The following is a 20,529-nucleotide window of genomic DNA, read 5'->3' on the forward strand; positions in this document are numbered from 1 at the left end:
TCAAGGGGATCGGCACGTCAGGCCGAGGACTCTTCGATGCTGGAGCCGCCCGGCAGCCCGGCGACGAGGGACACCAGCGAGGCGTCCAGCGGGCCCTGGTACACACGCACCTCGTCCACGGCACCGGAGAAGTACTCGCCCGCCGCCGTCCCGGTCAGCGCACGGCCGACCTGAAGGCTGGTCGTGCTGAAGTCCCACGTGTTGTCCCAGGCGGCGTCGACGGCGGCGACCCCGTCGACGTACAGCAGCACATCTCCGAAGACCGCGTTGTAGACCAGTGCGAGGTGGTCGCCGGCGCCCGTGGATCGCGGCGTGTCACCGCTGTCGAGCAGGGTGGTGGTCACGGCGGTGGCCGAGTCCGCGTCCGTCACCACCAGTTGCCACCGGGCCGCCGAGGCTGAGTACTTGACCTTGATCGCGCTACCGTGCGCGCCGGTCAGCGACAGCACCGTCTGGTCCGTCGCCGGGTTCGCCGAGGCGAGCCGGGCGCGGACGGTGAGGGTGAAGCTGTCCTGGGCGGTGAGAGGTCCGATGGCCGCGCGGGTCGCGTAGGCGTCGGTACCGTTGAGAGTCAAGTGCCCGTCGCCCCACAGGGGTTCGGCCGGAGGCACGCAGTCCGGGTCGGCCTCGGGATCGCAGGAGTCGTCGGGTACGTAGATGGAGGCGCCGCCGCCGAGCGTTAGACCGGTGCCGCCGCCGGTCTCCGGTGAGACCGCGCCGGTGGCCGAGTCGAGCTGCCAATAGGCGAGTTGGTGCGGCTGGATGCCGCCGAGCTGCTGGCCCTCGGCGGGTGGAATGACCCGGTCGTGGAGCTTGACGTCGGCGACGCTGCCCTTGAGCTGGTTGGTGTAGCCGTCGAGCGAGATCTTGCGGCCGATCTGGACGGCGCCGGTGGCGCTCCACGTGGTGTGGCGCGCCTGGACGTCGTCGGCGACGAGGACGCCGTTGACGTAGAGCATCATCTTGCCGAGTTCGGCGTCGTACACCCCGATGAGGTGGGTCCAGCTGCCGGCGACGGCCGCCGCCCCCGAGACCTTCCACGTGCCGAGCGACTCCATGTCGCTGACGGGGATGCGGAAGGTCCAGGACGCACTGTCGACGTCGTAGCCGAGTTCGAAGCCGGGCTGGGCGGTGCCGTCCTGGCTGACGACGGTGACGTTCGAGGTGGGCAGCGTGGGCAGCATGACCCAGGCACTCACGGAGAAAGTCCGTCCCGTGTCGACGCCGGCCGTACCCGAGTCGAGGTAGGCGCTCTCCGTGCCGTCGAAGGAGGCGGCGGTGTCGGTGGAGCCGAGGGGACCCTGGACGCCGAAGCTCACTCCGGAACCGGCGGTCGCGTCGGGGGTGCCGCTGCTGCCGGTCGCCGCGGGAGCGCCCTTGGCGTCGCCGAGGGTCCAGGCGGCGACGGGCGCGCGGCCGTCCCCGACCAGGAAGACATACGCGGTCGGTGTCTTCTGCGCGTTGCCCGCGCCGTCGACCGCGGTGACGTGCAGGGCGTACGAGCCTTCGCTCGGGGGCATCCAGCGGACGGTCGCCGGACCGCCCGTGGATTCGGCGGGCACGGACTTCTTCGCGCTGTCGGCCTGCGGGCCGGTGATGTAGTACGAGTAGCTCGCCACGTCGGCGGTCGGCGAGTCCATGGTGAAGTCGCCGTAGTCGCCGACGCCGGTGTGCCAGGCGTCGTCGTCGGGGTACGCGGCCGCGGTGATCACGGCGGAGGCGGGCTTGCTCACGTCGAAGACGAACTCGCAGCGGGTCTGTGCCCCGTCGGTCGACCAGGCACCGTAGGCCTGCTGGTCGTAACCTCGCACCGACCAGGCGATGGTGGTGTTCTGCGGAATGCTGAACCCTGCCTCGCCGTCACCCGACAGGTCGTCGCCGATGGTGTAGGAGAAGGTGGCCTGGCCGGTCTGGCCGTCCTTGCTCGCGTCGACCGTGGTCTTCTTGGCCGTCGTCGCGTAGTGATCGACCTCGTTGCCCGAGGAATCGGTCCACCAGACCCTGAACTGGGCTTGCAGCGTCTCGCTGTTGGAGCCGGTGTCACCATGGTCGTAGTCCTTGACGACCGCGTAGGCCTTCGGAGCCCTGGTGACGTAGTGCTCGGTGGCCTTGCCGTACTCGCAGCGGTCGCCGGGGTTCATGGTCAGGGCGTCCTGGTCCGGCTCCAGCGGCGGGCGGTTGTACTTCACCGAGAGGTACGCGTTACCGCAGAACCGCTTCCAGTACGACGTGTCGGACTCGCTCGCGGCCTTCAGCCGGAAGGTGGTGGTGTCCCAGCCCTTGTCGGCCGCCGTCTGCACGGTGCTCGTCGCGTCGAAGCGGACGTTCTGGTTGGTGGATGTGCACGAACCGGCGTTGTCCGTCGGCGACTTGGTGCCGACGGTGGCCTTCGAGGACGGCTGGTTCGACCAGTTGGTCGAGGAGCTGATCGCACTGGCGCCCGTGCTGTTGACCCGGGCGAGCTGCACCTCATGGGCAGCGGAGCTGTAGGCGAACACCTGGGTCACCGCGAACTCGGCATCGACGATGTCCTTGTCCTCGAACGTGCCGGTCGGGATCGCGAAGAACTGCCGCTTGACGTCGGAGGAGCTGGCGCAGCGGACCGACACGTCGGAGGGGCACAGGCCCACACCCTCGTCGTCGTCGAACTTCCAGAACTCCGAGGACGAGTAGTACGACGACACCACGGTCCAGGAGCTACGGCTCGCGGTTTTCACCACCGGGTCGATGTAGACCGGGTAGACGGTGTCCGCGTCGGTGAGCAGGTCGGCGTCAGGGGTGAGCGTCATCGTGTCCGCGGACACCTGCACGCCGACATCCGCGACTTGGGCGCCCTCGGGAGGGGTCTGGGCACTCTCCTCGGCGGCGGACGTGTCCGCCGTGGCGTGGCTCGAGTCCCACATCACCGGCTGCGGCGCCTCGAAGACCGCGCCGCCGGCGCCGGGGTCGGTGGCGGTGAGGCCGCCGTCCGTGTCCTCTGTGAGCCGCACTGAGTCGGTGGTGAAGGGGAGTTGCAGCTTCGCCAGCTCCGGATCGTCGGCCGCCTTCGCGTTCTTGACGACCAGCACGTGCGAGAAACCCTCGGCACTGGCGGTGACCTTGAGGTCGACGCCGTCCAGGACGTTCGCGTAGGTGGCGGTCGAGCCGTCGAGCTTCGGCTCGGGCAGTTTCGTCGGCCAGTCGAGGGACAGCGCGTGGCCGTCCTTCTCGATCGTGGCGAAGGTCGTGCCCCCGCCGCCGGAGAAGGACATGCCGGTGAGCGCGGCCTTCGGGGTGAGGGTGCCGTTCTTCCGCCGGACCAGGGTGGTGTCGATGTCCGTCCACCTACCGTCGACACGGGTGCGGACGGGCTGGACGTACTGCTTGGTGGTGAAGGTGCCGTCGGGATCGGCGACGGTGGTGCTGCGCTCGTCGCGCAGGCTCTGGATCTCGACGGCCTTGCCCGACTTCTTCGCCTTGGCCTGAGCGGCGTTCGGAGAGAGCGACGAGCTGCTGCTCGCGTCGGTGGGGCTCGTACCGGCCGACGTCGTCTGCGCGGCGGCGGGTGCAGGGGCGGCACCCAGGCCGGGTGTCAGCAGGGCCGCGACGGCGGCGGCTGCGACCAGCGGGCGGCGTCCGGATCTCGTACGCGTGCTCATCGCGCTGTGCCCGCGTCTCCTCAGCCCGCCCTTCACCCGATCGCTCCGAGCGCCGCGCCCGCGTCGGGCAGTCCGCCCGAGCCGGGCTGGTAGGTGGTGGTACCGGTGCTCGTGGTGCCGTCGGCATCCGTCCACGGCACCACGTAGAGAACGCCCTTCGAGGTGTCCGACGCCTTGCTGTAGGGCACGCCTACGTAGAGGTAGGTACTGCCGGCCTTGAGCGCGATCCCCGTGTAGTCGCGGGCTGTCGCCGTGCCGGGCAGCCCCGAGCCCCGGATGAGGCTTCTGTCGGCCGCCCCGATGGCCGCGTCAAGTGGCCGGAAGATGTGCACGGCGCCGGCGTCCTTCGCCTTGGCCGTGTCCTTGCCGGGCTCACCGACTGCGAGGCGGACGTTCGCGGAGACGGTGACGACGTTGGTGTCGGTGTTGGTGATCGCCACCCGCTGGCCCATGAAGTCACCGGCGACGGCATCGCCCTCCACGTCCGCCGTACTGCCGTCCGCCGCTGTGACCTGTGTGTACGCGCCGGACGGCTGGACTCGGACGACCGCGATGCCGCCCGCGTCCGCCAGCGTCCCGACATCCTCGCCCGGCATCCCGATGGCGAGCAGCACGTCGGAGTTGTACGTCTGGTCGCTCGGCCGGTAGCCGGTCATGGATATCGAGGTGCCGAAGCCGTCGCCGGCCTCCGGCGTGCCGGCGATCCCGGTGCTGTCCTGATCCAGACCCATAAGTGGCGTGGGCATGCCATTAGAGAGAGTGTGGCTGAAGATCGAAACACCACCGGCGAACGCCTCGTCGCCGATCGCCTCACCTGGGCTGCCGACCGCGAAGTAGCGGTTCGTACCGGCCAGCGAGTAACCGAATTTGTCGTTCCCCTCGACCTCGCCGGGCACCCCCGGGTCCTTCTCGCTCACGCCTGTCGTGGTGGCGCCCTGGGAGTACTCGATGCAGCCGGCGTCACCGTAGGTGGTGCCGTCCACGGTGACGTTCTCGCCGGGAACCCCGACGACCAGGTACGGCGCGCCGCTGGCGTTCGCACCCGCCTTCAGGGCGAAACCGAACCAGTCGTAGGCCTCGGTGGAACTGTTCGTGTCGAAGGCCGCCTGGGTGTACCCGACGATCGCGGAGCCCGCGCCGATACCGGTGGGGGTGCCGTGGATGACATAGATCGCCCCCGCATCCACGAGATCGACGCCGTTCGTCACGACATCCTCGAATGGCGTTCCCACCACCAGGTCGGTGCAGCCGTCGCCGTCGGCGTCATAGGTGTCGTAGGAGGTGCCGAAGCCGTCACCCGCCTCCGGCGTAGCGGACATTCCGGCGGTGGCCTGGGATATCTCGGACACTCCCTTGCCACCCCCCAGGACCACGCGCACGAGTCCGGCCTTCTTGGCTCCGTTCACCGCGGCATCCGGGTCGGCGAGCACCACGTCACCCAGACCGTCACCGTTGAAGTCGTTCGCTGTGCCCGCTGTGCACGTGGCAGCCGCCGCTCGCGGCGACGCCATCGTCACAACCCCCGTAGCGGCCAGGAACAGCCCGGCCAACACGGCCAGCCCCCTGGCCGGTTGTGTACGCGTACGCACACCCCACCCCTCGCTGCTTCCTCGGACGCACCCAGGTAAGAACGCCCTGTGAATGACGTAAGAGGAGACTAAATACGAGCGAAATAAAGAACGTCAAGAGTTTTCTAGATACTGCATGCGCATAGCAAGTACACAGGCCGTGACCATAGTCGCTTTACACGCCTCAATGATCAACAAGTGGCCTTTCCGGCCGAAGGCGGACAAAATCGCGACCCCCTTGACAGCCCAAATCAAGCCAACCAACCGGCACTTCACAGAATCTTCACATGACGGGTACGGTAAGGTCGTGATAAGTTCATGTGGCCAATCAGCTTTCTCCGTGCAATTAAGCTTCGGCCTTCACATTTACGTTGAACACAGAATTCACTAACCAAAGCCGAGTGAAGCAAGTCGAAGGTCCGGAGAATGCCGAAAGTCAAAGTCAGCGTGATCGTTCCCGTGTACAACACCGGGAAATACGTCGACGAGTGCGCACCGTCACTGCTGGAGCAGAGCCTGCCGGCCGACGAATACGAGGTCATCTACGTCGACGACGGGTCGACGGACGACACGCTGGCCCGGCTGAAGAAGATCTCGGCCATGAATCCGAACGTCCAGGTGCACACGCAGCCGAACTCGGGCTGGCCGGGCGCACCTCGCAACCTCGGTATGCGGCACGCCCGGGGCGAGTACATCCAGTTCGTCGACCACGACGACAAGCTCGGGCCTGAGGCCCTGGAGCGGCTGTACGAGCACGCCAGGCGGAACGACGCCGACGTGGTCCTCGGCAAGATGTCCAGCACGATGGTGCGGCCGAGACGGCTGTTCCGGCACACGGTGGACGTCTGCACGATCGAGAACGACGAGCTGATGCAGAGCATGTCTCCGCACAAGATGTTCCGGAGGGCGTTCGTCGAGGAGCACGGACTCCGCTTCCCCGAGGGGCCGTGGATCCTGGAGGATCTGGCCTTCGTCAGCGCCGCCTACCTGAAGGCGGAGCGGATCTCGATCCTCGCCGACTACGCCGTCTACTACTGGATGAAGCGGGACGACGGCGGCAACAACACCCAGCACCGTTTCAACCCTCGGCACGGATTCTGGCGCAACACTCGCACGGTCATCCGTCAGATCAAGGACGGCACGACCCCGTCCGACGACATCGACGCCCTGCAGAACCGACTTCTGCACCGGCTCTACAACGTGGAGATCCTCGGCCGCACCCGTGCGCCCGAGATCCTGCGCGAGGACCCGGCCGAACAGCGGCAGCGTTTCGAGGCGGCCCGGGAAGTGGCCCTGGAGGAGTTCCCGGCGGCCGTACGGGAGGGTCTGCCCGCGGTGTCCCGCCTGCGCGCCGAATATCTCGAACGCGGCGACTTCGACGGTGCGGTGGTGTTCGCGGAGCGCGTCAGCAAGGTGAGGGCCCGCAGCGAGGTCGGCGCCGTGCGCTGGGCGGACGGCTCCCTGATCACCGACGTCACCCTCGACCTGGTGCGAGGGGACGGCGAGCCGCTGGTCCTCGTCGAGCGGGACGGGAAACAGTGGCTGGACCCCGAACTGCTGGACGGCGTGCCCGGCACGGAAGGCGCCTGGGAGGTCCGCGACCCGTTCCGGCTGGCATACGCGGAACTGGTCGTCAAAGACCGGGACCGCGAGGACTGGTGGTACCCCGAGGGCGATCTCGACGTGCGGCTGCGACCGCTCGGCGAAGGCCGTTCGCAGCTCGTCGCCTGTGGACGGCTGCGTCTCGACCCGGAGCGGCTGGCCGGCGGACGACCGCTGCAGCGCGGGGTGCACGACGTGTGGGCGTACGTCCAACTGCTGGGCGTGGACCGCATGGTGCGGGTGACCGGCGACGGCACCACGGACAGCCCGGTCGCGGGTCCGGCACTGACCGGCGGGCGGCTCGCGCTGCCGTACTGGACGAACAAGGGTCAGCTCGCCCTCGACGTGGACCAGCGCCAGCGCAGGCTGGGCCCCGACATCGCCGCTGCCGCCGTGACCAACGCCGAGCGCGGTAGGCGGTCGCTGCCCCTGCCGTACGTGGCGGCGACGGCGGCCGGTGCCCCGGTGCCCGTCAAGGTCACCGTCTCCACCCTGACGGTGAAAGCCGAGCTGCTCCCCGCGTCCGATGGTGCGACGGCCCGGCTCCGCCTCCCCGCCCACCTCAAGCTCCCGTCCGGCCGCCACGCGGTCGCCCTCCCGGAGGCGCCCGATCCGCTCGGGTACGCGGTCGTGGATGACGGCACCCTGCTCCGCTTGGAGGGCCCGGCGTACGCGCCCGGCAGCGGACGCCGGTTCCTCAACTCGGTGGCCGACAACCGGCAAGTACGGGCGCTACGACAGCGGTTGGGCCGCTAGGAGCCGCCGCCTGGTGGCCCTGTTCGGCGGCGGCGCACTCGGCCCGCGCCCGCTTCGTCGGTGTCGTCGACGCGGGGAGACGCCGCCACCGCCGGCCGTGCCACGCGCGGGCGCAGGCTCGCCCTCGCGCTCCCGCTCCGTGACGGTCATGACGCGGCTCCTTCGGCGGCGCGGCAACGACAGCTCATGCTCCGCGGCCCGGGAAGGCCGCAGCCGCCGGCCGCTGCCGCCCACAAGCTGACTTCCGTGATTCGGACGCCCCCGCCCACCCCGGGTGGCCTGCGGCGTCCCGCGCCGGATCCCGTCGGGACGGCGTTTTCGCAGGTCAGAGACGGTGGCTTCGGTGCCGTGTCCCGGATCGCGGGCGAACTGTGGCGTCCGGGGCCGATCGGAGCCGAGGCTGGGGTGCCCGTCCCGACGCCCACGGAAGGCCCGTACGCCCATGTCCGTCCAAGCGCACCGCGCGCCCCTCCGCCTCCTCGTCGCCCTCGCCGTCACGCTCGCCCTGCCGGCGCTGACGGGATGCGAGGACGGTGAAGGGGTACGGGACGAGGGCCCGGCGGGGACGCATGCCCCGGCCGTGCCCGCGGGACACGGCTCCACCCCGCACAGCTCCACGGGCCGCGGCACGACGAAGCCGCCCGGTCGGTGAACCGGACGGCTTCGCGGAGCGCTGGCGCGGGATCAGACCTGCGCGGGAACCGCTTCCTTGGGGTTCGGGCCGTACTTGTTGGCGCCGGCCTCGCTGTCCGTGCAGAGCAGGACGAGCAGCCAGATGCCACCGATGAGCGGAATGAGCCCGATGAAGAAGAACCAGCCGGAGCGGCCCGAGTCGTGCAGGCGGCGCACGGTGACGCCCAGGCTGGGCAGCAGGACCGCGAGGTAGAAGACGATGCCGATGATCGGCGTCTTCAGCGCGACACCGATGCCGAGCAGTACGACTCCGATGATCGCGACGAAGAGGGAGTACATCCAGTACTCCTTGCGGCGCGCACGGCCGCTGAAGACCGCGTACTTCTTCAGTGCCTCGATGAACCAGCTCATGGTGTCCCCCCAGGGATCGATGTCCGGCCATCCGGAACGGATCAGGCCAGACGTCAGAAGGTAAGGACGGCGACGAGAACACGTCAATTCGGCCCAGGAGCCCAGCTCATGACGGTTAACGCGTTTCCTACCTCCGGCCACCCTCACCCACAGCCGGTGTTTTCCGGACAGATCCATCGAAGATCCGTCGAAGATCACCGAGGGTTATCGATCCGTCAACACCCCGCTCCCCCGAGCGAGTTCGGCCCGTTGCCGAACCGAGTGCGTACCGATGCCGGTCAGAAGCCGCTTCGAGGCCGGAACGATCTCGAAGCGTTGCCCACCACACTTTTTCCGGAACGGCGCCCGCGCGGTCCGGGTGGTCAGCGCAGCCCGAGCTGGAGCGCCACCTCGACCGCCCAGTACGTGAGGATGTTCCGCGCGCCGGCCCGCTTGATCCCGGTCAGCGACTCGACGATGGCCCCTTCCCGGTCCACCCAGCCCTTCTCGGCGGCGGCCTCGATCATCGAGTACTCGCCGGAGATCTGGTAGGCGGCGACCGGCACGTCCACCGCGTCGGCGACCCGCGCCAGGATGTCGAGGTAGGGGCCGGCCGGCTTGACCATCACCATGTCGGCGCCCTCCTGGAGGTCCAGCGCCAGCTCACGCAGCGACTCCCCCACGTTGGCCGGGTCCTGCTGGTACGTCTTCCGGTCGCCCTTGAGCGCGGAGCCGACGGCCTCGCGGAAGGGGCCGTAGAACGCGGAGGAGTACTTGGCGGTGTAGGCGAGGATCGACACGTCCTCGCGGCCGATCTGGTCGAGCGCGTCCCGGACGACCCCGATCTGGCCGTCCATCATCCCGCTCGGCCCCACGACGTGCGCGCCCGCGTCGGCCTGGACCTGCGCCATCTCGGCGTACCGCTCCAGGGTGGCGTCGTTGTCCACCCGCCCCTGGTCGTCCAGGACCCCGCAGTGCCCGTGGTCGGTGGTCTCGTCCAGGCAGAGGTCGGACATGACGAGCAGCTCGTCCCCGACCTCGGCCCGTACGTCGCGCAGGGCCACCTGGAGAATCCCGTCCGGGTCGGTGCCCGGCGTCCCCAGGGCGTCCTTCTTCGACTCCTCCGGCACACCGAAGAGCATGATCCCGGAGATCCCGGCCGCCACCGCCTCCGCGGCCGCCTTCTTCAGGCTGTCCCGCGTGTGCTGCACGACCCCGGGCATCGCCCCGATCGGCACCGGCTCGCTGACACCCTCGCGCACGAACGCCGGGAGGATGAAGTCGGCCGGGTGCAGCCGCGTCTCGGCGACCATCCGCCGCATCACGGGGGTGGTCCGCAGCCGCCGCGGCCGGCTGCCGGGGAAGGATCCGTACGTCGTCATGCCTTCTACGCTACGCCCGGCCCGCCGCTGCCTTTGCCGACGGTGAGTCGGCGGCCGGAGCGGGCCGGGGGCGCCGCCCCGAAGGAGGCGCGACCCCGCCCGCACCGGCCGACGGCCGGGGTTCCGTCGCTCAGGTGCTGCGTCTGCGCCGCGCCCCCGGCCGCCGCTCGCTCGGCCGGGTGACGGGGTCACCCGCCTCGGCCGCCGCGGCCCGCCGGCGCAGCCCGAAGTCGGCCAGCGCCTCCGCCAGCTTGTGCACCGACGGCTCCGGCGCCATCACGTCGACCCGCAGCCCGTGCTCCTCCGCGGTCTTGGCCGTGGCCGGCCCGATGCACGCGATCACGGTCACGTTGTGCGGCTTGCCGGCGATACCGACCAGGTTCCGCACGGTGGAGGACGACGTGAAGAGAACGGCGTCGAAGCCACCCCCCTTGATCGCCTCCCGCGTGTCCGCCGGCGGCGGCGACGCCCGCACCGTCCGGTACGCCGTGACGTCGTCGACCTCCCACCCGAGCTCGATCAGCCCGGCGACGAGCGTCTCCGTGGCGATGTCGGCCCGCGGCAGGAAGACCCGGTCGATCGGGTCGAAGACGGGGTCGTACGGCGGCCAGTCCTCCAGCAGACCGGCGGCCGACTGCTCGCCGCTGGGCACCAGGTCCGGCTTCACGCCGAAGGCGACGAGCGCCTTCGCGGTCGACTCGCCCACCGCCGCGACCTTGATCCCGGCGAAGGCCCGGGCGTCGAGCCCGTACTCCTCGAACTTCTCCCGCACGGCCTTGACCGCGTTGACCGACGTGAAGGCGATCCACTCGTACCGCCCGGTCACCAGACCCTTGACCGCCCGCTCCATCTGCTGGGGCGTGCGCGGCGGTTCGACGGCGATCGTCGGCACCTCGTGCGGTACGGCACCGTAGGACCGAAGCTGGTCGGAGAGCGACGCCGCCTGCTCCTTCGTACGCGGCACGAGGACCTTCCAGCCGAAGAGCGGCTTGGACTCGAACCACGACAGCTGGTCGCGCAGGGCGGCGGCGGAACGCTCACCGACCACGGCTATCACCGGCCGGCCGCCCTCGGGCGACGGCAGCGCCTTCGCCTGCTTCAGCGTCTGCGCGATGGTGCCGAGGGTCGCGCTCCAGGTCCGCTGACGCGTGGTGGTACCGGCGACCGTGACCGACATCGGTGTGTCGGGCTTGCGGCCGGCGGCCACCAGCTCGCCCGCCGCGGCGGCCACCGAGTCCAGCGACGCCGACACGACGACCGTGCCGTCCGACACCCCGACCTCGGTCCAGCAGCGGTCGGAGGCGGTACGGGCGTCCACGAACCGGACGTCCGCGCCCTGCGCGTCCCGCAGCGGGACACCGGCGTACGCGGGCACGCCGACGGCCGCGGCGACGCCGGGCACCACCTCGAACGGAACACCCGCGGCGGCGCAGGCGAGCATTTCCTCGGCGGCGTACGTATCCAGTCCCGGGTCCCCGGAAACCGCACGCACGACCCGCCTGCCGCCCCGCGCGGCCTCCATGACAAGATGTGCGGCATCCCGCACGGCGGGAAGGCCGACTGGTGCTGACGTACCGTCAACAACCGTTAGCTGAGGCGTTCCTGTGCCCGGCAGCGGGTCCCCGGAGGGACCCGTGTCCGTGTGCACGACGGTGACGCCCTGACGGGTGTGCGAACGGACGACGTCGAGCACCTCGTGCTCGACGACGAGAACGTCCGCGGCCGCCAGCGCCTCCACGGCGCGCAGGGTGAGCAGTCCCGGATCTCCGGGTCCGGCACCCAGGAAGGTGACGTGCCCGTGTGCGGGACCGGTGGGAAGAGAGGTGGGGCTCACTTGACTTGCTCCCCCATCAGACCGGCCGCGCCGTGCGCGAGCATCTCGGCGGCGAGTCCGCGACCGAGCGCCAGCGCCTGGTCGTGTGTCTCGGGCACGGGACCGGTGGTGGACAGCTGCACCGTACGCGTGCCGTCGGGGGTGCCGACAACTCCGCGCAGGCGCATCTCCTTGACAATCTGCCCGTCGGCCAGAGGGTCGGCCAGCGCACCCACAGGTGCGCTGCATCCGGCCTCCAGGGCGGCGAGCAGTGACCGTTCGGCGGTGACGGCGACCCGGGTGAGCGGGTCGTCGAGCTGGCCGAGCGCCGCGACGAGGTCCGCGTGGTCCGCGGCACACTCGATCGCCAGGGCCCCCTGGCCGGGGGCGGGCAGAACCGTATCGACCGACAGGAAGTCGGTCACCTCGTCGAGCCGGCCGATCCGGCTCAGTCCGGCGGCGGCCAGGACGACGGCGTCCAGCTCACCGTCCCGTACGAAGCCGATCCGGGTGTCGACGTTCCCGCGGATCGGGACCGTCTCGATGTCGAGGCCGTGGCTGCGCGCGTACGCGTTCAGCTGGGCCATCCGGCGCGGGGAACCCGTGCCTATGCGCGCCCCGCGGGGCAGGTCGGTGAACTTCAGGGCGTCGCGGGCGACGATCACGTCACGCGGGTCCTCGCGCTCCGGAACGGCGGCGAGCGCCAGCTCCGCGGGCTGCCCGGTCGGCAGGTCCTTGAGCGAGTGAACCGCGAAGTCCACCTCCCCGCCGAGCAGCGCGTCCCGCAGCGCGGTCACGAAGACGCCCGTGCCGCCGATCTGCGCGAGGTGCTCGCGGGAGGTGTCCCCGTACGTGGTGATCTCGACGAGTTCGACGGGCCGTCCGGTCACCTGGCTCACGGCGTCCGCCACCAGCCCGGACTGGGCGATGGCGAGTCTGCTCCGTCTCGTTCCGAGCCTCAGTGCCTTCTTACTCATGCTGGCCCTCGGTTCTTGGCGTTCTGGTCGTGCTTCTCGGTGCTTTCCCCGGCCAGGGAGACGGAGGCCACCGTCTCCTGGTCGAGGTCGAACAGGGTGCGCAGCGCGTCCGCGTACCCGGCGCCGCCGGGTTCGGCGGCGAGCTGCTTGACCCGCACGGTCGGCGCGTGCAGCAGCTTGTCGACGACACGGCGGACGGTCTGGGTGATCTCGGCGCGGTGCTTGTCGTCGAGCGCCGGCAGCCGCCCCTCCAGGCGGGCGATCTCGCCCGCCACCACATCGGCGGCCATGGCACGCAGAGCGACCACGGTGGGCGTGATGTGCGCCGCCCGCAGGGCCGCCCCGAAGGCGGTGACCTCGTCCGAAACGATCCGCCTGACCTGGTCCACGTCGGCCGCCATCGGCGCGTCGGCCGAGGCCTCGGCGAGCGACTCGATGTCGACGAGCAGCACACCGGCGAGCCGGTGCACGGCCGCGTCGACATCCCGTGGCATCGCGAGGTCCAACAGGGAGAGCACGGGTGCGGGGCGGGGTATTCCGGCGACCGGCTCGGGCCGGCGCCGCTCGGGGATGCGGCCGACGGTGGCGGAGGCGGCGGCCAGCGCGGCGATCGCCTCGGCCTCGGCGGCCGGGTCGAGTACGACGACCGGGCCCGGCCGGGCGGGCGTGCGCTGGGCGCGGGCGGCCGGATCGGCCGTGCCCTTGTCCACCCAGGCCGCGTGCTGTTCCAGGTCGGCGGCGGCCAGGCCGGCCACGGCCGCCTCGCCGAGTACGGAGAAGCCCGCGGTGCCCTGCACCGCCGACAGGTCCAGCGGACAGTTCTCGTCGCCCGGCACCTGGTCGCGTACGGCGGCGGACGCGGTCGCCGGTCCGGCCGCGGCGGCGCTCCGGCCGCCGCCCCGCGTGCCCGGGGAGGACGGCTCGGCCGTACGCCCCTCGACCGCCGCGGCGACCGTGCCCGCGGTGAGGACCAGCCCGGTCGCTCCGGTGCAGGACACCGCGAGGTCGGCACGTGTCAGCTCGTCCGGCACCGACTCCATCGGTACCGAGCGGGCCAGCACGTCCGTGTCGGGGCTCTCGCTGAGGATCCGTACGAGGCGCTCGGCGCGGTCGGGGGTGCGGTTGGCGATGACGATCTCGGCGACGCCCGCCCGGGCGAGGGTCGCGGCGGCCAGCGACGACATGGAGCCGGCGCCGATCACCAGCGCCCGCTTGCCCTTGGCCCAGTTCTCCACCGCGGTGCCCGAGGTGAGCTGCTGAAGGCCGAAGGTGACCAGGGACTGCCCGGCGCGGTCGATGCCGGTCTCGGAGTGGGCGCGCTTGCCGACCCGGAGAGCCTGCTGGAAGAGGTCGTTGAGCAGCCGGCCGGCGGTGTGCAGCTCCTGTGCCCGGGCCAGCGAGTCCTTTATCTGGCCGAGGATCTGGCCCTCGCCGACGACCATCGAGTCGAGACCGCAGGCCACCGAGAAGAGGTGGTGGACGGCCCGGTCCTCGTAGTGCACGTAGAGGTAGGGAGTGAGCTCCTCCAGGCCGACCCCGCTGTGCCGGGCGAGGAGCGTGGACAGCTCGGCGACGCCCGCGTGGAACTTGTCCACGTCGGCGTAGAGCTCGATGCGGTTGCAGGTGGCGAGCACCGCGGCCTCGGTGGCCGGCTCGGTGGCGACGGTGTCCTGGAGCAGCTTGATCCGGTCGTCCGCGCCCAGGGTGGCGCGCTCCAGGACGCTGACCGGTGCGCTGCGGTGGCTCAGCCCCACGACGAGGAGACTCATGCCGGCATCACGGCGGGGAGGTCCCCGTCCGGGCCCTGCTCGGTGGGGACGACGCGGCGCGCGGCGACCGGGTTGGCGGCCTGGGCCGCGGCCTCCTCGCCGGCCTTGCGCTGCTCGTGGAAGGCGAGGATCTGCAACTCGATGGAGAGGTCGACCTTCCGTACGTCGACGCCGTCCGGGACGGACAGCACGGTCGGCGCGAAGTTCAGGATGGAGGTGACCCCGGCGGCGACGAGCCGGTCGCAGACCGCCTGGGCGACGCCCGGCGGGGTGGTGATGACGCCGATGGAGACGTCGTTGTCGTCGATGATCTTCTCCAGGCCGTCGCTGTGCTGTACGGCGATCCCGGCGACCTGCTTTCCGGCCATCTCCGGGTCGGCGTCGATCAGCGCGGCGACCCGGAATCCGCGGGACGCGAACCCGCCGTAGTTGGCCAGCGCCGCACCGAGGTTGCCGATGCCGACGATCACTACCGGCCAGTCCTGGGTGAGACCCAGCTCGCGGGAGATCTGGTAGACGAGATACTCGACGTCGTAGCCGACCCCGCGGGTGCCGTAGGAGCCGAGGTAGGAGAAGTCCTTGCGCAGCTTGGCGGAGTTGACGCCCGCCGCCGCCGCGAGTTCCTCGGAGGAGACCGTGGGCACCGAGCGCTCCGACAGTGCGGTCAGCGCGCGGAGGTACAGCGGAAGCCGGGCGACGGTGGCCTCGGGAATTCCTCGGCTACGGGTCGCCGGTCGGTGAGTTCGGCCAGTTGCCACGGTGCTCCTGCGGGTAGAGCGGGGCTGTAGGCGGTCACACGTTCCCAGACCGCCCCGTCTGAAGCAGGCTATGTCTTTGTGAACGCGTGCACAAAGATGGTGTCCGTTTTGCCCGGCCAACGTGACCGGGGTCACGCCCGTCATTCCAGGGGGCAAAACCGCCACACTCCTCGCTAATCCCACCCCCGAGACCAAACCGCCGTCGATCCTAAGCCCAGATCCGGCCGGAGTCGCACTACTCGGTCAGCGCCCTGCGCAGCCGATCCTCGTTCACGCGCCAGAAGGTGTGCTGGTCGCCGTCGATCAGGACAACCGGAATCTGCTCCCAGTACCGCTCGTGCAGGGCCGGATCCTCGGTGATGTCGCGCTCCTCCCAGGAGACTCCGACTTCGCCACAGACTCTCTCGACCACCGCTTGTGCGTCATCGCACAGATGGCAGCCGGGCTTGCGGACAAGTGTGACAAATCGCTCACGGGGAGCGGCCTTACGCCGGAAGACGGGACTCATACGGACCATTGTCCCCTTTGTTTAACGGCGCGGTCGCGGAGAGTTCACGCCCCGCGCACCTCGCCACTCCGGAAGCTCCGAACAAACTGGCTATGCTCACGCCATGGCCGCTCTTGGATGGCTCACCCCCCGTAGGCGTTCCGCCACGGCGCGGAGCGTGTTGGCAGGCGAAGCCTCGGCCGAGGCGGCGCGCAAGTCCTCACAGGACGTGCTCGACGCCCAGGACGGCCAGGGCGTCGAGAACGCCCCCGCGGAGGAGCCGGTGTTCCCGGTCCTCGGCGACGTCCGGGCGGCCGCCTTCTTCGACCTCGACAACACCGTGATGCAGGGCGCGTCGATCTTCCACTTCGGACGGGGCCTGTACAAGCGGAAGTTCTTCGAGACCCGCGACCTGGCCCGGTTCGCCTGGCAGCAGGCGTGGTTCCGGCTCGCCGGGTCCGAGGACCCCGAGCACATGCAGGAGGCGCGCGACTCCGCGCTCTCCATCGTCAAGGGCCACCGCGTCGCCGAACTGCAGTCCATCGGCGAGGAGATCTACGACGAGTACATGGCCGAGCGCATCTGGCCCGGCACCCGCGCCCTCGCCGAGGCGCACCTGGCCGCGGGCCAGAAGGTGTGGCTGGTCACGGCCGCCCCCGTCGAGATCGCCACGGTGATCGCCCGCCGGCTCGGCCTGACCGGAGCGCTCGGCACGGTCGCCGAGTCCGTGGACGGCGTCTACACCGGCAAGCTGGTCGGCGAGCCGCTGCACGGCCCCGCGAAGGCGGAGGCCGTGCGCGCCCTTGCCGCGGCCGAGGGCCTGGACCTCGCGCGCTGCGCCGCGTACAGCGACTCGCACAACGACATCCCGATGCTCTCGCTGGTCGGCCACCCCTACGCGATCAACCCCGACAACAAGCTCCGCAGGCACGCGCGCGAGCTGGACTGGCGGCTGCGCGACTACCGAACCGCCCGCAAGGCGGCCAAGGTCGGCATCCCGGCGGCGGCCGGCGTGGGCGCGGTGGCCGGCGGCACGGTCGCGGCGATCGCCTTGCACCGCCGGCGCCGTTGACCGTCAATCCATCGGCACTACCCACGTAACCCCCTGTCCAGTCACGTTGGCTGCACACGGCCACAACACGCCCCGGACCGTGACTGATTTCGAACCGCTTCGCTCAACAAGCGGTCACTCTCCGGTACTTGATAGGGCGCCAATAGGTTACGGAAACGACGTAACCGATGATTTTAGCAACTGGGTGTAGCAGAGCCTGTACGAAGCGTTATTCTCCCTAGACGCAATCCGGTACCCCTCCGTCGCTACGACGGGTGAAAGGTTCCGCACTGCACGTGATGGAAGCTCTGCCTCTGGGAGTCCCGTGTACCCACACGTCGGGGTTGACGCCTCGGGCCTGGCCACGCTGCGCGCAACGGTCCAAGAACTGCTGCGCGGCTTTGTCCCCACCGCGTACGCCGTCGCCGTCCCCGTCCTGGCCGTGGCCGCGGCGCCGGTCGGTCCGTGCTACGCGCTGGCCGACGGCACCGCCGCCGTCGGCAGACGAGGGCGCTCGGCCGGCGCCCCCACCGCACGACGCCCGGCCGCGGACAGCGACAGCGCCCGGATGATGGACCTCGTCGAACGAGCACAGGCCGGCGAGGCCGACGCCTTCGGGCGCCTCTACGACCAGTACAGCGACACCGTGTACCGGTACATCTACTACCGAGTGGGAGGCAAGGCCACCGCCGAGGACCTCACCAGCGAGACCTTCCTGCGCGCCCTGCGCCGCATCGGCACCTTCACCTGGCAGGGCCGTGACTTCGGCGCCTGGCTGGTGACGATCGCCCGCAACCTGGTCGCCGACCACTTCAAGTCCAGCCGCTTCCGGCTGGAGGTCACCACCGGCGAGATGCTCGACGCCAACGAGGTCCAGCGCTCCCCGGAGGACTCCGTCCTGGAGGCCCTGTCGAACGCCGCACTGCTCGACGCGGTGCGCCGGCTCAACCCGCAGCAGCAGGAGTGCGTGACCCTGCGCTTCCTCCAGGGCCTCTCGGTCGCCGAGACCGCCCGTGTGATGGGCAAGAACGAGGGCGCGATCAAGACCCTTCAGTACCGGGCCGTGCGCACCCTCGCCCGGCTCCTCCCGGCCGACGCCCGCTGACGGCACACTGTGGGTGACACCCAACTCGCGCTCAGTGAAAGTCCGTTGAGTTCGCGGTCGGATCATCCGCCGTCCGTAACCCAAGTGCTACGCCACTCGTTGTGCGGGATACAGGCTCCCTGTGGTCGCACCCGGCCCCTCCCCGATCACCTGATCGGGGGCTGCGGTCGGGCTGTGCAACCCTCAGAACCCCCTGGGGAGTCGACCGTCATGACGTGAGAGGAGGTGCCGCCAGTGATCGCGAACGTATCGGCGCACCGGCGGGCGAACGCCTTCGCCCAGGCCCTGGAGGAGCAGTCCGACCAGGGCACGGCGGCCGAGCAGTCCGAAGGACCGGCACCGGCCCCGGCTGCTGCGGAACAGACCGAGCGAGGCCGCCTGCTGGCCCTCGCCACCGGTCTCGGCGAGCTGCCCAAACCGGTGCTGGACCCGGACGTGAAGGTCGTCCAGCGGGCCCAGCTGGTCGCCGCCTTCGAGGCCATGCTGCAAGGGGGCGAGGCGCCCGCGCCGTCACTACCGGAGCAGCGCTCCCACCGGGCCCGGGGTGCGCATCGGGCCACCGGCCTGGGCAAACTCCGGCCGCGGTCCCGGCTCACCAAGGGCCTCGCGGCCGGCGGCCTCAGTGTCGGGGTGGCCGCCGGAGCCTTCGGCGGGGTCGCCGCCGCCAGCTCGGACGCCCTGCCCGGGGACTCGCTGTACGGCCTCAAGCGCGGCATCGAGGACTTCCGGCTCAACTACCTCTCCGACGGCGAGGGCCAGCGCGGCCAGGCCTTCCTCGACCAGGCGTCGACCCGGCTCAGCGAGGCCCGCAGGCTGATGGAGCGCGGCCGGGGCGGCCATCTCGACCACGAGTCCCTCGGTGAGATCCGCCGCACCCTGTCCGGGATGACGCACGACGCCTCCGAGGGCCACCGCCTGCTGCACGAGGCGTACGAGCACGACCCGAACTCGCTGGGTCCCATCCGGGCCCTCGACGCCTTCGCCCGCTCGCACCGCGAAGCGTGGGGCGCGCTCCGCGACAGGCTGCCGGTGCAGCTCGGGGACGTGAGCCAGCAGGTCTCGTCGGTGTTCGACGCCATAGACCAAGAGGTCGCCCCACTCCAGTCCCTGCTCCCGCGGCCCCCCGCCCACAACGGCGGCGGTACGCGGCACAGCGCGGGCACGACACCCACCGGCCCGACGGGCTCGCACCGCTCGACGGCGCCCAGCTCCGGCGGCTCCGGCTCCGCCCCCGGGAACGGCCACTCCAGCACGCCGAGCGAGCCGGCGAGCACCGGCGAGGGCCTCCTCGACGGCAGCGCGGGCGGCCTCCTGGACCCCCCGAAGTCCGGCAACACCGCCTCCCCGTCCACCACGAAGCCTCCGTCCACCCACCCGGACGTCACGCTCCCGCCCCTCCTCCCGGGCCTCCTCCCCGGCCTGGGCATCGACAACGAGGAGAGCAACTAGCCATCCCCGGTACGAAGTTGGGGGCGCCCCTCGCACAAGGGGCGCCCCCATCGACGTACCTCCACCGGGCTCAGAAGAAGACCGACCGCCGCTGCACCAGCAGCTTGTAGAGGGTGTGCTGGATCTGTTCGCGGACCTGGTCGGTCAGGTTGAACATCAGCATCGGGTCCTCCGCCGCCTCCGGCGGATAGCCGTCCGTGAGGATCGGCTCGCCGAACTGGATCGTCCACTTCGTGGGCAGCGGGATCGCGCCCAGCGGGCCCAGCCAGGGGAACGTCGGCGTGATCGGGAAGTACGGGAAGCCGAGGACACGGGCGAGCGTCTTGGCGTTGCCGATCATCGGGTAGATCTCCTCCGCCCCGACGATCGAGCACGGGATGATCGGGGTGCCCTTGCGCAGCGCCGTGGAGACGAAGCCCCCGCGGCCGAAGCGCTGGAGCTTGTAGCGCTCACCGAACGGCTTGCCGATCCCCTTGAAGCCCTCCGGCATCACCCCGACCAGTTCGCCGCGCCCCAGCAGCCGTTCGGCGTCCTCCGCGCAGGCCAGGGTGTGACCGGCCTTGCGGGCCAGCTCGTTGGCGACCGGCAGCATGAACACCAGGTCGGCGGCGAGCAGCCGGAGATGGCGGCCGGCCGGATGGTTGTCGTGGACGGCGACCTGCATCATCAGGCCGTCCAGCGGCAGCGTCCCGGAGTGGTTGGCGACGATCAGCGCCCCGCCCTCGGACGGGATGTTCTCGATGCCCTTCACCTCGACCCGGAAGTACTTCTCGTACAGCGGGCGCAGCACGGACATCAGGACCTGGTCGGTGAGTTCCTCGTCGTAGCCGAACTCGTCGACCTCGTACTCCCCGGTGAGCCGGCGGCGCAGGAAGGAGAGCCCGGCGGCGATCCGCCGCTCCAGGCCGCCGTCCGGCCGGCCGTCCCCGGGCTCGTCCCGCGGCCGGGGGTCCGGTTCTTCCTCACGCGTCACGGGAACATCATCCTGCGCGGGAGCCACGCCCGGCAGGGGCTGGACCTCCCGGACCGCGGCGGCCTCGCCGTTCTTGCGCCGGCCGGCCGTGCTCCGGCGCCTCGGCGGCCGCTGTACGGCGCCTCCGCGGGACCGGTCGTCGTCGAACGGAATGACCTTGGCATCCGCCATCGTTGAT

15 protein-coding genes are annotated in these 20,529 nt (G+C 70.6%); 5 read left to right on the forward strand and 10 right to left on the reverse strand.

Features of this window, described 5'->3' with window-relative positions; translation table 11 throughout:
* Positions 1-17: 17 nt before the first annotated feature.
* Complete coding sequence (locus ABZT12_RS34800; protein ID WP_356392357.1) at positions 18-3,638, reverse strand: LamG-like jellyroll fold domain-containing protein; 3,621 nt, start codon at positions 3,636-3,638, stop codon at positions 18-20.
* Positions 3,639-3,670: 32 nt separating this feature from the next.
* A complete protein-coding gene (locus ABZT12_RS34805; RefSeq protein WP_356392360.1) occupies positions 3,671-5,149 on the reverse strand; it encodes a VCBS repeat-containing protein in 1,479 nt (492 codons plus the stop codon).
* A 483-nt stretch (positions 5,150-5,632) separates the two neighbouring features.
* Here ABZT12_RS34805 and ABZT12_RS34810 point away from each other — a divergent pair, with 483 nt between their 5' ends.
* Complete coding sequence (locus tag ABZT12_RS34810) at positions 5,633-7,564, forward strand: glycosyltransferase family A protein (protein ID WP_356392363.1); 1,932 nt, start codon at positions 5,633-5,635, stop codon at positions 7,562-7,564.
* A 442-nt stretch (positions 7,565-8,006) separates the two neighbouring features.
* Entirely contained in the window at positions 8,007-8,216 is a 210-nt protein-coding gene (locus ABZT12_RS34815; protein ID WP_356392366.1) for a hypothetical protein, read from the forward strand.
* A gap of 32 nt (positions 8,217-8,248) precedes the next feature.
* Here the strand turns inward: ABZT12_RS34815 and ABZT12_RS34820 are convergent, their stop codons facing one another.
* The 7 genes from ABZT12_RS34820 to ABZT12_RS34850 all read right to left on the reverse strand — a co-directional run bounded on the left by ABZT12_RS34820 (position 8,249) and on the right by ABZT12_RS34850 (position 15,794).
* On the reverse strand, positions 8,249-8,608 hold the full coding sequence (locus tag ABZT12_RS34820; RefSeq protein WP_356392369.1) for a DUF805 domain-containing protein: 360 nt from the start codon (positions 8,606-8,608) through the stop codon (positions 8,249-8,251).
* Positions 8,609-8,970: 362 nt separating this feature from the next.
* Positions 8,971-9,969, reverse strand: a complete 999-nt coding sequence (gene hemB, locus ABZT12_RS34825; protein WP_356392372.1) for a porphobilinogen synthase — start codon at positions 9,967-9,969, stop codon at positions 8,971-8,973.
* 130 nt (positions 9,970-10,099) lie between these two features.
* Entirely contained in the window at positions 10,100-11,803 is a 1,704-nt protein-coding gene (locus ABZT12_RS34830; protein ID WP_356392375.1) for a uroporphyrinogen-III synthase, read from the reverse strand.
* Positions 11,800-12,759 carry a hydroxymethylbilane synthase gene (hemC, locus tag ABZT12_RS34835; RefSeq protein ID WP_356392378.1) on the reverse strand — a complete coding sequence of 320 codons (960 nt, stop codon included), beginning with the start codon at positions 12,757-12,759 and terminating at the stop codon, positions 11,800-11,802. Before hemC ends, ABZT12_RS34830 begins: the two co-directional genes overlap by 4 nt.
* Positions 12,756-14,528, reverse strand: coding sequence for a glutamyl-tRNA reductase (locus ABZT12_RS34840; protein ID WP_356392381.1), 1,773 nt, complete (start codon positions 14,526-14,528; stop codon positions 12,756-12,758). Before ABZT12_RS34840 ends, hemC begins: the two co-directional genes overlap by 4 nt.
* Positions 14,525-15,286 (reverse strand): redox-sensing transcriptional repressor Rex, encoded by a 762-nt coding sequence (locus tag ABZT12_RS34845; protein WP_356392384.1) that lies wholly within the window; start codon positions 15,284-15,286, stop codon positions 14,525-14,527. The genes ABZT12_RS34840 and ABZT12_RS34845 overlap by 4 nt, the downstream gene beginning before the upstream one ends.
* A gap of 235 nt (positions 15,287-15,521) precedes the next feature.
* Positions 15,522-15,794 (reverse strand): glutaredoxin family protein, encoded by a 273-nt coding sequence (locus ABZT12_RS34850; RefSeq protein WP_356392387.1) that lies wholly within the window; start codon positions 15,792-15,794, stop codon positions 15,522-15,524.
* 103 nt (positions 15,795-15,897) lie between these two features.
* On the opposite strand from ABZT12_RS34850, the gene ABZT12_RS34855 reads away from it, so the two are divergent.
* From ABZT12_RS34855 to ABZT12_RS34865, 3 genes are all read left to right on the forward strand, one after another.
* Positions 15,898-16,845 carry an HAD-IB family hydrolase gene (locus ABZT12_RS34855; protein WP_356392390.1) on the forward strand — a complete coding sequence of 316 codons (948 nt, stop codon included), beginning with the start codon at positions 15,898-15,900 and terminating at the stop codon, positions 16,843-16,845.
* Between the two features lie 304 nt (positions 16,846-17,149).
* Complete coding sequence (locus ABZT12_RS34860; protein WP_356392393.1) at positions 17,150-17,929, forward strand: ECF subfamily RNA polymerase sigma factor, BldN family; 780 nt, start codon at positions 17,150-17,152, stop codon at positions 17,927-17,929.
* A gap of 234 nt (positions 17,930-18,163) precedes the next feature.
* Positions 18,164-19,378: a DUF5667 domain-containing protein gene (locus ABZT12_RS34865; protein ID WP_356392396.1), complete on the forward strand. Its 1,215-nt coding sequence runs from the start codon at positions 18,164-18,166 to the stop codon at positions 19,376-19,378.
* A 70-nt stretch (positions 19,379-19,448) separates the two neighbouring features.
* Here ABZT12_RS34865 and ABZT12_RS34870 read toward each other — a convergent pair whose 3' ends face one another.
* Positions 19,449-20,522: a lysophospholipid acyltransferase family protein gene (locus ABZT12_RS34870; RefSeq protein WP_356392399.1), complete on the reverse strand. Its 1,074-nt coding sequence runs from the start codon at positions 20,520-20,522 to the stop codon at positions 19,449-19,451.
* Positions 20,523-20,529 lie beyond the last annotated feature (7 nt).

This window comes from Streptomyces sp. NPDC005423 (genome assembly GCF_040606415.1).
Classification (GTDB): Bacteria; Actinomycetota; Actinomycetes; order Streptomycetales; family Streptomycetaceae; genus Streptomyces.